Source organism: Thermosynechococcus sp. Uc (genome assembly GCF_029335995.1).
Classification (GTDB): domain Bacteria; phylum Cyanobacteriota; class Cyanobacteriia; order Thermosynechococcales; family Thermosynechococcaceae; genus Thermosynechococcus.
This window is the reverse complement of record NZ_JARJMS020000048.1, coordinates 1-13,389: the sequence shown is the minus strand read 5'-3', so window position 1 is coordinate 13,389 and position 13,389 is coordinate 1. Positions and strand designations below refer to the sequence as shown.

Below are 13,389 nucleotides of genomic sequence, written 5' to 3'. Positions count from 1 at the left end.
CCCGCCCTGGATGCCAGTTCCGATGCGCCCGCTTGAGCCCCCCCAACTCATTACCCTCGACGCCGTCGGTACCCTCTTTGGCCTACGAGAATCCGTGGGCACCGTTTATGGTCGCTTTGCTGCCGCAGTGGGGGTTCAAGTTGATCCAGGAGCATTGGATATAGCCTTTTTTCAGGCCTTCAAAGCAGCCCCTCCCTGCGCTTTCCCCAATCTTGAGGCCCGCCAACGGGCGAAGGCAGAATTGCAGTGGTGGCAAGGGGTTGCGGCAGACACGTTTCGACGCGCGGGGGTTCTCGATCAATTTGCTGATTTTGATACGTTTTTTGCCCCCGTCTTTGCCTACTATGCCACGGCTGAGCCTTGGTGTCTTTATGAAGATGTCTTGCCTGCTTTGAAGGACTGGCAAGCCCAAGGCATTCCCTTGATGGTGGTGTCGAATTTTGACAGCCGTTTGTATGGCATCCTCGAGACCTTGGGGCTAGTGCCCTTTTTTAAGGGGGTGTGGATTTCCAGCGAAGTGGGAGCAGCAAAACCGGATCGACTCATCTTTGAGCGGGCAGTGACCCCCTATGCCACCTCTCAGGTGTGGCATATTGGCGATAGTTGGGAGGAAGATGTCCTCGGTGCCCAAGGCGCTGGTCTCCAGGCAATTTGGCTGCGGCGCGATCGCCCATTGTTGCCGGCGCCATCCCCTAGCCCGCGCCTAGCCGTACCTCAAATTGCTGACCTCACAGGTGCGCAGGTTATACTGAGGGAGACAGCGTCATAACAGAATCAGCAGTGACTAGTCAAATTTGTATTGTAGGGGGTGGCTTTGGTGGGCTTTATACAGCCCTACGGCTTGCCCAATTCCCTTGGGCTACCTCTCCAGAGATCACCCTTGTCGATCAAAGCGATCGCTTTGTGTTTACTCCCCTGCTCTATGAGCTCATTACTGGGGAACTACAGGCATGGGAAATTGCTCCTCCTTTTGTGGAGTTGCTCAAAGATACACCGGTTGTCTTTCACCAAGGAACAGTTACTGCCGTTAACCTACAGGCCAAAACTGTTCATCTGAGCGAGAGTCGCCCTCTCACCTACGAAAAACTGGTACTTGCTTTGGGGGGAGAAACTCCGAAAAACAGTATCCCCGGTGTGGCGGAGTACGCCTTGACCTTCCGTACCCTCAATGATGCTTACCGCTTGGAAGAGGCGCTACAACGCTGTGAGCGCTCCGATCGCGATCGCATTCGCGTTGTTGTGGTTGGCGCTGGTCCTAGTGGGGTGGAATTGGCCTGTAAGCTGGCGGAGCGCTTGGGGAGCCGAGGGCGGATTCGCCTTGTGGATCGCAACACCGAGATCCTCAAGTCTTCCCCAGAATTTAATCGCAGGGCGGCTCTGCGTGCCCTCGAAGAGCGGGGCGTTTGGATTGACTTGGAAACAACCCCCATTGCCGTGAATGCCAATCAAATTTCTCTGCAATACAAAGACCACGTTGACGATTTGCCCGTTGATATTGTCCTGTGGACAGTGGGTACGGTGGTTTCACCCGTGGTTGCTGCCCTTGATTTGCCCAAAACACCGACGGGTCGCCTTCAGGTGATGCCCACATTACAGGTCGTTGATCACCCAGAGATTTTTGCCCTTGGCGATGCTGCAGATGCGGTGGATGACCAAGGCCAAGCAATTCCCCATACAGCGCAGGCCGCTTTTCAGCAGGCAGATTATGCCGCTTGGAATCTTTGGGCGAGTATCAGCGATCGCCCGCTACTGCCTTGTCGTTATTCCCACCTCGGTGAAATGCTTACCCTAGGTAGCGATCGCGCCGCCTTGGCCGGTCTGGGACTGACCCTCGATGGCCCGCTGGCCTACTTAGCACGGCGACTGGCCTATCTCTACCGCATGCCCACCCTCGAACATCAACTGAAGGTGGGGTTGAACTGGATGGCGAAGCCAATTTTGCATCTGTTGACCGGCACTGCGAACTAGAAGGTGTGCGCATCCTTGGCTTAGACCCCGGCCTTGCTACCCTTGGCTATGGCTGTATTGAGGTGCAGGGCAACACCTGCCAGGTGTGTGATTTTGGCGTGATCACGACCCCTGCGGATGCCCCCGTAGGCGATCGCCTGCAAAACCTCTACACCGATCTGCACACCCTAATTCCTACGCTCCAACCGGATTGGGTGGCTTTGGAGCGGCTCTTCTTCTACAAAATGAGCCATACAATTGTGGTTGCCCAAGCGCGGGGAGTGATTCTTTTAGTTCTCAGTCAATTGCACTGTCCACTGCTGGAATTTACCCCCCCCCAAGTCAAACAAGCCCTCACCGGCTATGGCAATGCCACAAAAATGGACGTTCAACAGGCGGTGCAACGGGAACTCCATCTCGGCACCCTCCCCAAGCCGGATGACGCCGCTGATGCCCTAGCAATTGCCCTCACAGCAAGTCGTCACTACGAGGGTATCAACGCTTAACCAAGCAACTTCTACTGCTTTACTGAGCCATTGGCGTGTTTTCTGATCCAGTAGATCATCCTCTGCAAGCACCCATTCCTGAATCTGTGCCAGACTGTGTCCTTGAGCCCGGCAAATCATAGTTACGCCGGCGATCGCCGCCGCCACCACCTCTTCATTGACAGGCTGCTGGCTGAGGGCTGCCATTTCTTCGAGACTCCTTGGAATGGGATAATGCATAGGGCAACAGGGCAATTCTGAGAACTCGTAAACTCTCTTAAACTGTTTAGTACCGTGCAGTTTACGCCAAATCGTGCCGTTGTCAAGCTTCTTAGCGGACTTCTGAAACAAAATGCAAGAACTCCTATACCTTGAAGTGCCCACTCCCAATACCGCAGCAGTGATTGAGTGGCTGCATCGTACTTTTGAGCCGCGCCTTGGCGCTATCGTGCCCAAATCCAGTGGCGGCTGTTGGCAGGTTCCCAATAGCCCTACGGAACTCGCCATTTTTCTGTGGAGTCTGCAGCGTACCACCTACCTCAAGGTGATGCGTTGGGGAAAGCAGCCTTTTCCGCAGGAGCGTGCCTGTGTCCAACAACTTCAGCGAGCGCTGCGTTTGGCCTTTCCTCTGCAACCTGAAGTTCTCCCCCCTTGGCCTGCTGACAAGACAATTTTTGAAGCCTTGGCCAATTGCTATCCACTGACAGTGAAATACTTCCAACGCATGCCCCAAGGCGAGGCGGATCTAGAGCGCGTCTATTGGTGGGAACAGCGCTGGCGCCAAGGGGTACAACAGCCCACTCCCCCTGTGCCTGTTCTGCACCGGGCAACAACGCTTTGTGAGACGCCAAGCTATGACTTAGTCTATGTCGGGGGTGCTTTGGGAGTGGTTCATGCAGCAGTGATGGCGCGGTTGGGCTATCGGGTGCTGGTGATTGAACGGTTACCGTTTGGCCGTATGAATCGCGAGTGGAATATCTCCCGCATGGAATTTCAAAGCCTGATTGATCTGGGCTTATTTACGGCTGCGGAATTTGAGGGCCTCATTGCCCGCGAGTACCGCGATGGCTTTAACAAGTTCTTTGATGCCACTAGCCCTCCCCATTGTCGCGCACCCGTACTGCACACCCCGACAGTTCTCAACATTGCCCTGGACTCGGCAAAATTCTTGCATCTCTGTGGAGAGAAACTGCGCCAAGCGGGCGGTGAGATTTGGGATTGGACGGAATTTCAAACCGCTACGATTCATCCCAATGGCGTTGTCCTACAAACACAGCAGCGCCAGACCCAAGCACAGCGACAGGCGATCGCCCGTGTTCTGGTGGATGCAATGGGCACTGCCTCCCCCATTGCGCGGCAACTCAACGGCGGTCGGGCTTTTGATAGTGTGTGTCCCACAGTGGGGGCAATTGTCAAAGGAATTGCTCCAGAGGTTTGGGATGGCGATTATGGCGATGTGCTCTTTAGCCATGGCGATATTTCGCGAGGACGCCAACTCATTTGGGAATTGTTTCCGGGGTCAGGGGAAGAGCGCACAATTTATCTTTTTCACTACCACCACATTCAGCCAGAGTTTCCCGGCTCTCTACTGGAACTTTACGAAGACTTCTTTACGATTTTGCCGGAGTACCGCCGCTGCGATTTAGACCAACTGACTTGGGTCAAACCGACATTTGGTTACATTCCCGGCTACTTTAGCCACCATCGGGGCGATCGCGCCGTGGCCTTTGATCGAGTCTTGGCCATTGGTGATGCCGCCTCCCTCCAATCCCCTTTAGTGTTTACTGGTTTTGGTTCACTGGTGCGCAACCTACCGCGCCTGACGGATCTGCTGGACACCGCACTGCGTCACGACCTTGTGCAACAACCATTCCTCAACCAAATTCGCGCTTATCAGAGTAATACAGCAGTGACATGGCTCTTTTCGCGGGGAATGATGGTGCCTAGCGATCGTCCCCTCCCTCCAGCCCGCGTCAATGCCATGCTTAACACCTTCTTTGGCATCCTTGGGCAAGAATCCCCTGAACTCGCCGATCGCTTTATTAAAGACCGCACTGGTTGGCTTCCCTTTAACCGCATGGCACTGCGAGCTGCTTGGCAAAATCCCGGTCTCCTTTGGTGGATCTACGAAATGGTGGGGCCTTGGGATTTGCTGCGTTGGCTGCAAAGCTACCTGAGTTTTAGCTTAGATGCCCTGTACCATGCTCTCTTTGGTTTTTGGCTTCCCCCCTTGGTACGCTGGTGTCAACCGTGGCTTGAACCCTTGGCACCCCAACTGTGGTTTTGGCTTTTGGTGCAAAGCTATGCCCTGAGTTACTCGGTGGGGCAACCCCGTCTTGAGCGTCCCTTAGCACCCCTATCAACCGCTAGAGTTGATCAAGCCGTTTCCCCTCGCTAACCTTGGGAACAACAGTGTTGTGGAGAGAACCACAGTGAATGCAGCAGAGCAGGCAGTGACGGTGCAAATGGCCAGTAAATTGGGGGCGATCGTCCACCTCTTCAGGCAGTGCAATCCCGATCTGCGGGCAGACTTGCATCCTTGGGCCGATGACCCCCACACCCGCAACTTCGTGGATCCGGATTCAATTGACATTGGCTTTCACCTACCCGGCTGGAGTCGCCGCTGGCAAGCCCGCAGTTTGCTCCTACAAATCCGTCTCCATTGCGATCCAGACTCTGCTCAGCGCCGTGCCATTGGCCTAGAGATTGTTGGTTTTAGCTACACGAGTGAGCAGTGGCGCTTCAGCAGTATTGGTCAGGGGGTGTTTAGTGGTCACAATCTTCCCAGCGCAGACCTGCGCAATCAACTGCGCTCCATTAGCCATGAGATTATTGCTGTGTTAAATACTTGACTTTACAAAAAAAATGTCAATAGCACATCCAACCTTCTCTTTTTTGCTGGGAACACTGGCTGCTTTGTTTCCGATTGCCGACCCCATTGGTGCTATTCCCATCTTTTGCACCCTCACGGCGAAACATTCCTCCAAGTGCCGTCGCCAAGAGGCTAGGCAAATTGCCTTAAATGTCTTTGCCGTTTTAGTCACATTCTTTTTGGTGGGTAAGTTTATCCTTAGCTTCTTCGGCATTTCCTTAGCTGTCGTGCGTATTGCTGGAGGACTGATTGTGGCTCATACTGCCTGGCAAATGGTGACTTCTCACCAACGCTTGACGCTTCAGGAGCACGCAGAAGCAATTGACAAAGAGGATATTACGTTTACACCGATGGCCGTCCCTTTGATTAGTGGGCCAGGGGCGATCGGCGTGACTATGACCTTATCAACGCGCTGCCAGGTTTGGGAAGAGTATCTCGGCTGTCTGCTGGGGATTGGTCTTTTTGGCGGTGTGGTCTATGTCTGCCTTGCTTTGGGCGAGCGACTCCTGCAAAAGTGGGGCAAAACTGGTGTGGGGGCACTAACCCGCATTCTTGGATTTTTTATTCTGGCGATCGCTGTGCAGTTGATTGCCGACGGCAGTCTGGAATTCGTCAGGGCAAACCTATATCAAACTCGCTGAACTAAGCCTTTAAGGAGGGCTGGGTAAGCGGTGAATCATTCCTCAGTGAGTGGCTACCGGAGGGGATGTGGAATCCGTTAACAGATCTACGTGCTTAGGTTTTTTTTGCGGTTTTGGCAGTGGTCTTTGCAGGCTTGGCGGGGCTGACATGGAGTTCTTTGAGTTGCTGCGGTTCAACACTGCTGGGGGCACCGGTGAGGAGACAACGCGCTTGCTGGGTTTTCGGGAAGGCAATCGTATCCCGAATCGAGTCTTCGCCCGCTAGGAGCATGACGAGACGATCTAGACCGTAGGCAATGCCGCCGTGGGGAGGAGTGCCAAATTCAAAGGCCTCCAACAGAAAACCAAATTTTTCTTGAGCCGCCGCTTCATCCAAGCCAATGGTTTCAAAGACGCGGCGTTGTAACTCCGACTGATGGATGCGCAAACTGCCGCCGCCCACTTCGTAGCCGTTGAAGATGAGGTCATAGGCTTGGGCACGAGCGGTTTTGAGATCATCTAAGTCAGCAGGATGAGGAGCGGTAAAAGGATGGTGCAGTGCCTCAAGGCGCTTTTCTTCGGCATTCCACTCGAACATGGGAAAATCAACGACCCAAAGAAGATGGAGTGCCGTGGGATCAATGAGATTAAATTCGCGGGCAATGGTCTGCCGCAGGCGATCGAGGGTTTTATTTACCGTTGCAGTGTCCCCGGCTGCAAAGAGGAGTAAATGCCCCGGCTGGGCACCAGTGCGCTCTAAGAGCATGGTCTTTTGCTCTGAGGAGAGGTTGTCCTTGATGGCACCAATTGTGTCAATCTCGCCGTTCTCACGAACACGAATGTAGGCCAGCCCTTTGGCACCGGCAGCAGTGGCCTCTTGGAAGAGATCGCCACCGGGTTTAATGCGCACATTGGAGATGCGATCGTTGCCATTGGGAATGGGCAAAATTTTCACCACACCCCCTTGGGCGATCGCCCCGCTAAAGACATTGAAACCGCAGTCTTTGAGAATATCAGAGACATCTACCAGTTCGAGGCCATAGCGGGTGTCAGGCTTATCGGTGCCATAGCGATCCATGGCCTCTTGATAAGTCAAGCGGGGAAAGGGTCGAGGTAAATCAATACCCTTCACGGTTTTGAAAATGTGGCAAATGAGCGCTTCGTTGAGATCAATAATTTCCTCCTGATCCATGAAGCTCATCTCCATGTCCAGTTGAGTAAATTCAGGCTGGCGATCGGCGCGCAAGTCTTCATCGCGAAAGCAGCGGGCAATCTGGTAATAGCGATCGCACCCCGCCACCATCAATAGCTGCTTGAACAACTGCGGCGATTGAGGAAGGGCAAACCATTCCCCCGGATTCACGCGACTGGGCACTAAGTAATCGCGGGCACCTTCTGGTGTCGAGCGGGTGAGAATCGGGGTTTCCACTTCAATAAAGCCCGCCTCATCCTCAAGAAACCGACGCATGGCTTGGACAACGCGATGGCGTAACTGCAAATTCCGTGCCATCCGTTCCCGTCGTAGATCAAGATAGCGGTAGCGCAGCCGCACCTCTTCGCGCACTTGCTCATTCTCGCTACTGGAGATGGCAAAGGGGAGTTGCTGGCGCACCGTATTGAGGACATCAATCTGATCGGCGTAGATCTCGATGTCGCCCGTGGCCAATTTCGGGTTCACTGAATCTGCGGGGCGCTTGCTGACACGACCCACAATTTTCACCACATACTCACTGCGCAGGCGATCGGCTTGAGCATAGGAATCGGGAGTGCGCTGGGGATCACTGACAATTTGGACAATGCCGGAGCGATCGCGCAAATCAATAAAGATAACCCCGCCATGATCTCGCCGCCGATCAACCCAACCGTAGAGGGTGACCATTGTTCCGACATCCGTTAGCCGAACATCGCCACAGTAGTGTGTGCGCATAGACTCCAATGAGTGGTGAGTATGTTAGTAAAGCCTTACTATTTTAGCGGTTCACCGCCCTACCGTTAGCGGTGCCGCCCCAAAGAATCAGAGGTTGCCAAGCAGGCTTGGCTTTAGAAAACGCAACAGAAATTTACATTACTTGATGTGGATTTTCTAACTTTAATTGCGGCTTTGGCAGATTCCTCCCCAATCCCCAAGAGGCAACGTATGGTAGTAGATAGGCAAAATCTAAAGAAAACCTTAAAAGGAGGGCAAGTATGACTCCCTCTCTTCTGCGCCAGTTCTGGCACTTTGTTGAGCAAGTACAGGTGGGACGACTCCTTAGCTTAGATGATCACGCCCTACAGGGATGGCTGCTGGCACAGTTTAGTGACGTTTATCCCCTAGAGCACAACCAGCGCCATCATCTGGAGTGCTACATTTCCTCGCGTCTTTCTTTAATCCGAGATGTGGCCAGCGATCGCGTTTCCGGTGGTTTTGGCGATCGCCCCTAGGGAACCTTGAGCTGAGTGGCTCCTTCCAAAAGCCAGAGGATAGTTTTGGCAATTGTGACCCTGTAGAAGCAGTACAAGCGGATGATCTACGTGCATCAACGACTATGGCGGTGGGGGGCGATCGCTCTAGGGGTGTTTTTTTTCACCCTTTTCTCCCCGTGGATCAGTGTTGCTCAGGTTGCACTACCGGGAATTAGCCAAACCCCAGTTGTTCCTACACCCCCTGGCGTCACCCGCATTGGTGAACTGGAAATGACCGATGTCCGTTTTGATGGCAGTAGTCTTTTTACAATTGCTGCGCCGACGGTGCGCGATCGCGCCCATCCCGGCAACCTAATTCCCGTTGAAGTGCGAGCTGAACTGATTCAATCCAATCTACGGCGAGTGCTCCACAGTGCCCTTGACCGCAGACGGCGATCGCCAGCATTGGTGAACATTGGTGTTGCCCGCCTCAATAATGTTTTGGTCATCAGTGCCCGCATTGGTCAAGCCGAACGCACCACTCGCCTGCTGACAGTAACAGAAGCCGACAGCGACTACCATCAACTGCCTGCGGAGACCCTAGCGCAGCAGTGGCGGGATATTTTGCAGGAGCAGATGAACCGAGCAATTCAGGAACGCACCCCTACAGCCCTGATGGCGCAAGCTGAGAAGGCCGTTCTTACCTTTTTTACAGTGGCAGGAGCAAGTTTGATCTTGTGGATTGTGCAACAGTTTCTGATTCGGCAACACAAGCATCTGCAACAGCAACTCGACACAACCACTCCAGAAACCCCAGAGTGGGTTTTATCTCTCCTGCCGCATCTCCAACACAAGTTCTTTCTCAAGCAGCGCATTAAGCTGATTAGCCTTGTTCGGTATCTGCTGTTGTGGGGACAAGTAGCCCTGTGGCTGCTTGGCTTAGCGGCAATTTTGCGCCTCTTCCCCATGACCCGCTGGCTGAGTTCCCAAGTCTATGGCCTGCCGATTCTTTGGATGGTCGTGTGGTTTAGTACTGGGCTGCTGAATCAATTTGCTGACTTGACCTTCGATCGCCTTCGTGTTTTCTGGGAGCAAAATAATCTTCTCAGGTTTGCCGATACCCAGCGCAAAAGCCTGCGGATTGGCACCGCTGTAGAAGTAATGCGGGGGTTTAAGACCGCTGTCATCTACCTCATTCGGCTAGTGGTGATTATTAGCTCTTTAGGCATTCCAGTCTCCTCCATTTTGGCGGTGGGGGGATTCTTAGCCTTAGCCATTTCCCTAGGATCACAAAACTTAGTGAAGGATATTATTAATGGTCTGCTGATTGTCTGGGAAGATCAGTACGGTATTGGCGATGTGGTGGAAATTGAACCCTACTCAGGCATGGTGGAAAATTTAAATTTGCGGATTACCCAGTTGCGCAATGCGGAGGGTCGGCTGATTACAATTCCCAATAGTACGATTACAAGGGTGGCCAATTTAACCCGTACTTGGTCGCGGGTCAACCTAGAACTGTGGGTGGATATCGAGACTCATCCCGATCGCCTGTTGTCGTTGCTGAATGACCTAAGTATCCGTTTTTACGCAGAACCTGAGTGGCAGCTCAAGATGTTGGAGCAACCGGAAATTTTAGGGATTGATCAGATTACCGCCAGTGGCTTACTTGTGCGCATCTGGATTAAGACGCCACCGGGACAACAATGGGCTGTGGGACGGGAGTTTCGACGGCGGGTGCTAAATCTCATGGCCGCAGAAGGGATTGCCGTGGCGCGGTTGCATCAACAGCTTCACTGGGGGCGCGATCGCAACGGCAAAGATGAAAATACCCATCCCTCGCCCTTGGACGCTTGATTGTGGGTCGGCACATTTTGGTGATCGGCGGTGGTGCCGCTGGATTTTTTGGGGCGATCGCCTGTGCTACGGCTAATCCCCGCGATCGCGTGACTATTTTAGAAGCTGCAACAACGGTGCTGAACAAAGTCCGCATCTCTGGCGGTGGCCGCTGTAATGTCACGCACCACTGTTTTGATCCGTCGCTGTTGGTGCAACACTATCCCCGTGGCGGTAAGGCCTTGCGGGGTGCCTTTAATCGCTTTCAACCCCAAGACACAATTGCTTGGTTTGAGGCGCGGGGGGCGAAGTTAAAAACCGAAGCCGATGGGCGGGTCTTTCCCGTCAGTGATGATTCAGAAACCATTATTGACACTCTGGTACAAGAAGCAATGGCCTTGGGTATTCACATTCGGACTCGTGCAGCAGTGAAGGACATTGTTAAAGTGGGTAGCCAGTTTCACATCACGCTGACTCAACAGTCCCAACCCCTTGTGGGCGATCGCGTCCTTTTAGCCACAGGCAGCAGTTGCCAAGGCTATCGCTTAGCAGCGCGATTGGGACACACGATTATTCCCCCCGTACCTTCACTCTTTACATTCCAAGTTGATGACCCCCTTTTGCACGAGCGCTCAGGCCTCAGCGTCCAACTGGTGCAAGCGACCCTCAAACTGCCGCAGCCGCCGCCGTTGACACAAAGCGGTGCTATTCTCGTTACCCATTGGGGCTTCAGTGGCCCTGTGGTCTTAAAACTCTCGGCATGGGGGGCGCGCGCCTTGGCGGTGCACGACTATCGCGGTACCTTGGTGGTGAATTGGCTCCCCCATCTGTCGCTGCCGCAGATTCAAGCGGAGTTGGCAGCCTGTCGTACCCATGCCCCCAAGCGGGCGATCGCCAACCATTGTCCCTTTCCCTTGCCGCGTCGCCTCTGGAGCTACTGGACAACCAGCGTGGGCATCCCCGCCGAGCAAACTTGGGCACATCTGAGTAAAAAACAACTGCTGGCTCTGGCGGAGGCCTTACACCGAGGTACATTCGCGATCGCTGGCAAGGGCACCTTCAAAGAGGAATTTGTTACCTGTGGCGGTGTGGCTCTCAAGGAAGTAGATTTCAAGACAATGGCTAGTCGTTGCTGTGAGGGTCTGTTCCTGGCGGGGGAAATTCTCGATATTGATGGGGTGACAGGGGGCTTTAACCTGCAAAGTGCGTGGACAACAGGCTGGATTGCGGGTCAGGGATTGGCAGGGGGTTCGACGGGCACCGTTTCGACAGGAGCTTCCACGGCCACACTTTCTTGAGCTGCGCTTTGGAGGGCAAGGGGTTCGCCCTCTTTTTGCTTGAGGGTGAGGGGTAGCCGCAGGGGTTGCAGTTCCCGCTGCAGAGCCGGTGCCAAGGGCAAAGATTGATCCAAATCTTCCAAGGGACGGGGCACTAACATTACAGCATGGAGTTCACCAATGCGATCGGCTTCCGCCATCCCTGCTTCAAGGGCAATCGCCGTATTGGAGGCCGTACCCCGAATAATAGCCGTACACAGACCGGCGCCAATGGTTTCATAGGCGGTCAGCATCACATCGGCTGCTTTGAGCATGGCATCCGCTGCCCCCACCATTGCTGGAAATCCCCGTGTTTCCAATAAACCGACTGCATGACTACTGAGGCGATGGCCGCGACTTTTGGAAGCAAGCTGAGCCAGCAGACTACCAATGGGGAGAATTTTCTCAAGATTGGGATCTGGCCTTGGAATGACCAAGGTACTGAGTTCTTGACCAAATTGCTGTGCCCGTTCGGCGCCTTCTTCCACTGCCAGGCGGACATCGGCAATTCGTCCGCGCACAATGGCCGTACAGTGACCACTGCCGATTTTTTCGTAGCCCACTAGGAGCACATCAGAGGATTTGAGCATGTGATCGGCAATGCCAACGATCGCCGGAAAGCTCTGGGCAGAGACTAGTCCCAAGGCTAAATCCGTAAAATCATGACGTTGCTCCATTGCCTGAATTAGTCAATCCTTTCTGTTGGTTGCATCTCTATCTTAGCGGTTGAGTTGCGGAGAGCGCGGATACCCCAAAAAGCCAGATGAGCATCCTCGCGCCAGCGGTGTGGGTCTAGAAATGTTTTCAACAGTTGACTCATCAAGGAGCGATCGCCCCCGGTTACAATTAGCGTACCTTGGGTGTACTCTTCAAAAAAGTCGCCAAGGTAGGCCTGTAAAATGGCGGCAGTGCCGTGGTAAAGACCACTTTCAATGGCTGTGCTGGTAGTGGTGCCCCAACGGGGGGGGGCTGTTGTGGGAAAGGCTACGCAGGGTAGGGCTGCCGTATAGTCCGCCAGTGCCCGCGCCATTAATCCGACGCCGGGGAGAATCACACCGCCTGCAAATTCGCCGCGATCGTTAGCTAGGGTCAGCGTTAGAGCAGTGCCTGCATCCACAACACACACCGGTGCTCCATAGACCTGAAGCGCTCCCCAGAGGGCAAGGGCACGGTCAATGCCTAGGGTCGGATACATCCGAGGAATGGGAATATCCTTCAGGGTAAGGGCGATCGCTGTGGGATAGACTTGGTGCAGGGGCACAGAACCGACACTCGCCCCCCAACAGGGGAGTCCGGGATAGTCTTGGGTAGGGTTGCAGGCAAATTCCTCAGGGCTGAGGTGCCAAGTCTGGCTTAAATGCTCACCGCTAAAGAGGGCCCAGTGCTGCCGACTATTGCCAATAATCAGGGCGAACCAGTGATTACTCTGTTGTAGTGCCATCCATCTCTTCTGAATCTATAAGATACAGATGAATATGTTTATAGCCCTGCTTAATTTTGAACGTGTCCCCCGGCTTTAGGTTCATGGCTTTTGTATAGGCTGCACCAATAACAATCTGACCATTTTGGTGCACCTTGACCCGATAGGAGGGCGATCGCCCCCGTCCTGATTGACCATTGGCTTCTTTATCCGATGACTGTACTGCTAGTCCGCCGGCAGCGAGTACTGCTTCGTAAAACTTCCCTAAGTTGACACGTACCTCACCTGATTTTGTGATTCGGTAGTAGCCACAGAGTTTTGCGGCCTCTTTACGAGACACAGAACCCAGTTCATTTAATCGCTGTAAAAGTGCTTTGCCAGTTAGGGGTTTGTTTTTTTCCATTCGCTCTATATTTCCTCTACCAGAACATCGTGAATCCTATGAACACTATTGAAATAAGTTTAAGTAAAACAACTGAATTATTTATTAATCAACAGGAACCTACACGAC

The 13,389-nt window shown here is 53.6% G+C and carries 14 protein-coding genes; 9 read left to right on the top strand and 5 right to left on the bottom strand.

Annotated elements, in window-relative coordinates; genetic code table 11:
• Positions 1 to 10: 10 nt before the first annotated feature.
• Genes P3X23_RS05470 through ruvC form a run of 3 tightly spaced genes read left to right on the top strand, consistent with a single transcriptional unit; the run spans position 11 to position 2,453 of the window.
• Positions 11 to 769, top strand: a complete 759-nt coding sequence (locus tag P3X23_RS05470) for an HAD family hydrolase (RefSeq protein WP_300873943.1) — start codon at positions 11 to 13, stop codon at positions 767 to 769.
• Between the two features lie 11 nt (positions 770 to 780).
• On the top strand, positions 781 to 1,968 hold the full coding sequence (locus P3X23_RS05465) for an NAD(P)/FAD-dependent oxidoreductase (protein ID WP_300873940.1): 1,188 nt from the start codon (positions 781 to 783) through the stop codon (positions 1,966 to 1,968).
• A 5-nt stretch (positions 1,969 to 1,973) separates the two neighbouring features.
• Entirely contained in the window at positions 1,974 to 2,453 is a 480-nt protein-coding gene (gene ruvC, locus P3X23_RS05460; protein WP_300873937.1) for a crossover junction endodeoxyribonuclease RuvC, read from the top strand.
• Here the strand turns inward: ruvC and P3X23_RS05455 are convergent.
• Positions 2,403 to 2,639 carry a hypothetical protein gene (locus tag P3X23_RS05455; protein ID WP_300873934.1) on the bottom strand — a complete coding sequence of 79 codons (237 nt, stop codon included), beginning with the start codon at positions 2,637 to 2,639 and terminating at the stop codon, positions 2,403 to 2,405. The two genes, ruvC and P3X23_RS05455, sit on opposite strands and share 51 nt — an antisense overlap.
• Before the next feature lie 145 nt (positions 2,640 to 2,784).
• Between P3X23_RS05455 and P3X23_RS05450 the strand changes: the two genes are divergently transcribed.
• Genes P3X23_RS05450 through P3X23_RS05440 form a run of 3 tightly spaced genes read left to right on the top strand, consistent with a single transcriptional unit; the run spans position 2,785 to position 5,945 of the window.
• Complete coding sequence (locus tag P3X23_RS05450; RefSeq protein ID WP_300873932.1) at positions 2,785 to 4,830, top strand: flavin-dependent dehydrogenase; 2,046 nt, start codon at positions 2,785 to 2,787, stop codon at positions 4,828 to 4,830.
• 19 nt (positions 4,831 to 4,849) lie between these two features.
• Positions 4,850 to 5,284 (top strand): hypothetical protein, encoded by a 435-nt coding sequence (locus P3X23_RS05445; RefSeq protein ID WP_300873929.1) that lies wholly within the window; start codon positions 4,850 to 4,852, stop codon positions 5,282 to 5,284.
• 13 nt (positions 5,285 to 5,297) lie between these two features.
• Positions 5,298 to 5,945: a MarC family protein gene (locus P3X23_RS05440; protein ID WP_300873926.1), complete on the top strand. Its 648-nt coding sequence runs from the start codon at positions 5,298 to 5,300 to the stop codon at positions 5,943 to 5,945.
• 94 nt (positions 5,946 to 6,039) lie between these two features.
• On the opposite strand, the gene aspS is transcribed toward P3X23_RS05440, so the two are convergent.
• Positions 6,040 to 7,851 (bottom strand): aspartate--tRNA ligase, encoded by a 1,812-nt coding sequence (gene aspS / locus P3X23_RS05435; protein ID WP_300873924.1) that lies wholly within the window; start codon positions 7,849 to 7,851, stop codon positions 6,040 to 6,042.
• A 260-nt stretch (positions 7,852 to 8,111) separates the two neighbouring features.
• Between aspS and P3X23_RS05430 the strand changes: the two genes are divergently transcribed.
• From P3X23_RS05430 to P3X23_RS05420, 3 genes are all read left to right on the top strand, one after another.
• On the top strand, positions 8,112 to 8,348 hold the full coding sequence (locus P3X23_RS05430) for a hypothetical protein (protein ID WP_300873922.1): 237 nt from the start codon (positions 8,112 to 8,114) through the stop codon (positions 8,346 to 8,348).
• 81 nt (positions 8,349 to 8,429) lie between these two features.
• Complete coding sequence (locus P3X23_RS05425) at positions 8,430 to 10,163, top strand: mechanosensitive ion channel family protein (RefSeq protein ID WP_300873919.1); 1,734 nt, start codon at positions 8,430 to 8,432, stop codon at positions 10,161 to 10,163.
• A gap of 2 nt (positions 10,164 to 10,165) precedes the next feature.
• Positions 10,166 to 11,440 carry an NAD(P)/FAD-dependent oxidoreductase gene (locus P3X23_RS05420; protein ID WP_300873916.1) on the top strand — a complete coding sequence of 425 codons (1,275 nt, stop codon included), beginning with the start codon at positions 10,166 to 10,168 and terminating at the stop codon, positions 11,438 to 11,440.
• On the opposite strand, the gene P3X23_RS05415 is transcribed toward P3X23_RS05420, so the two are convergent.
• The 3 genes from P3X23_RS05415 to P3X23_RS05405 are packed head-to-tail and all read right to left on the bottom strand — an operon-like array spanning position 11,374 to position 13,281.
• Positions 11,374 to 12,135: a BMC domain-containing protein gene (locus P3X23_RS05415; protein WP_300873914.1), complete on the bottom strand. Its 762-nt coding sequence runs from the start codon at positions 12,133 to 12,135 to the stop codon at positions 11,374 to 11,376. The genes P3X23_RS05420 and P3X23_RS05415 overlap by 67 nt on opposite strands.
• An 8-nt stretch (positions 12,136 to 12,143) precedes the next feature.
• The gene (locus P3X23_RS05410; protein ID WP_300873912.1) at positions 12,144 to 12,899 is read right to left on the bottom strand and encodes a pantothenate kinase; all 756 of its coding nucleotides are present in this window, start codon (positions 12,897 to 12,899) and stop codon (positions 12,144 to 12,146) included.
• Entirely contained in the window at positions 12,880 to 13,281 is a 402-nt protein-coding gene (locus P3X23_RS05405; protein WP_300873909.1) for an AbrB family transcriptional regulator, read from the bottom strand. Before P3X23_RS05405 ends, P3X23_RS05410 begins: the two co-directional genes overlap by 20 nt.
• Positions 13,282 to 13,389 lie beyond the last annotated feature (108 nt).

What these genes read in the sequence shown, in the direction of transcription:
- P3X23_RS05455 (WP_300873934.1), bottom strand. Translation starts at nt 2,639, where the DNA reads ATGGCAGCCCTCAGCCAGCAGCCTGTCAATGAAGAGGTGGTGGCGGCG.
- P3X23_RS05430 (WP_300873922.1), top strand. Translation starts at nt 8,112, where the DNA reads ATGACTCCCTCTCTTCTGCGCCAGTTCTGGCACTTTGTTGAGCAAGTA.
- P3X23_RS05470 (WP_300873943.1), top strand. Translation starts at nt 11, where the DNA reads ATGCCAGTTCCGATGCGCCCGCTTGAGCCCCCCCAACTCATTACCCTC.
- P3X23_RS05415 (WP_300873914.1), bottom strand. Translation starts at nt 12,135, where the DNA reads ATGGAGCAACGTCATGATTTTACGGATTTAGCCTTGGGACTAGTCTCT.
- aspS (WP_300873924.1), bottom strand. Translation starts at nt 7,851, where the DNA reads ATGCGCACACACTACTGTGGCGATGTTCGGCTAACGGATGTCGGAACA.
- P3X23_RS05425 (WP_300873919.1), top strand. Translation starts at nt 8,430, where the DNA reads ATGATCTACGTGCATCAACGACTATGGCGGTGGGGGGCGATCGCTCTA.
- P3X23_RS05405 (WP_300873909.1), bottom strand. Translation starts at nt 13,281, where the DNA reads ATGGAAAAAAACAAACCCCTAACTGGCAAAGCACTTTTACAGCGATTA.
- P3X23_RS05450 (WP_300873932.1), top strand. Translation starts at nt 2,785, where the DNA reads ATGCAAGAACTCCTATACCTTGAAGTGCCCACTCCCAATACCGCAGCA.
- P3X23_RS05410 (WP_300873912.1), bottom strand. Translation starts at nt 12,899, where the DNA reads ATGGCACTACAACAGAGTAATCACTGGTTCGCCCTGATTATTGGCAAT.
- P3X23_RS05440 (WP_300873926.1), top strand. Translation starts at nt 5,298, where the DNA reads ATGTCAATAGCACATCCAACCTTCTCTTTTTTGCTGGGAACACTGGCT.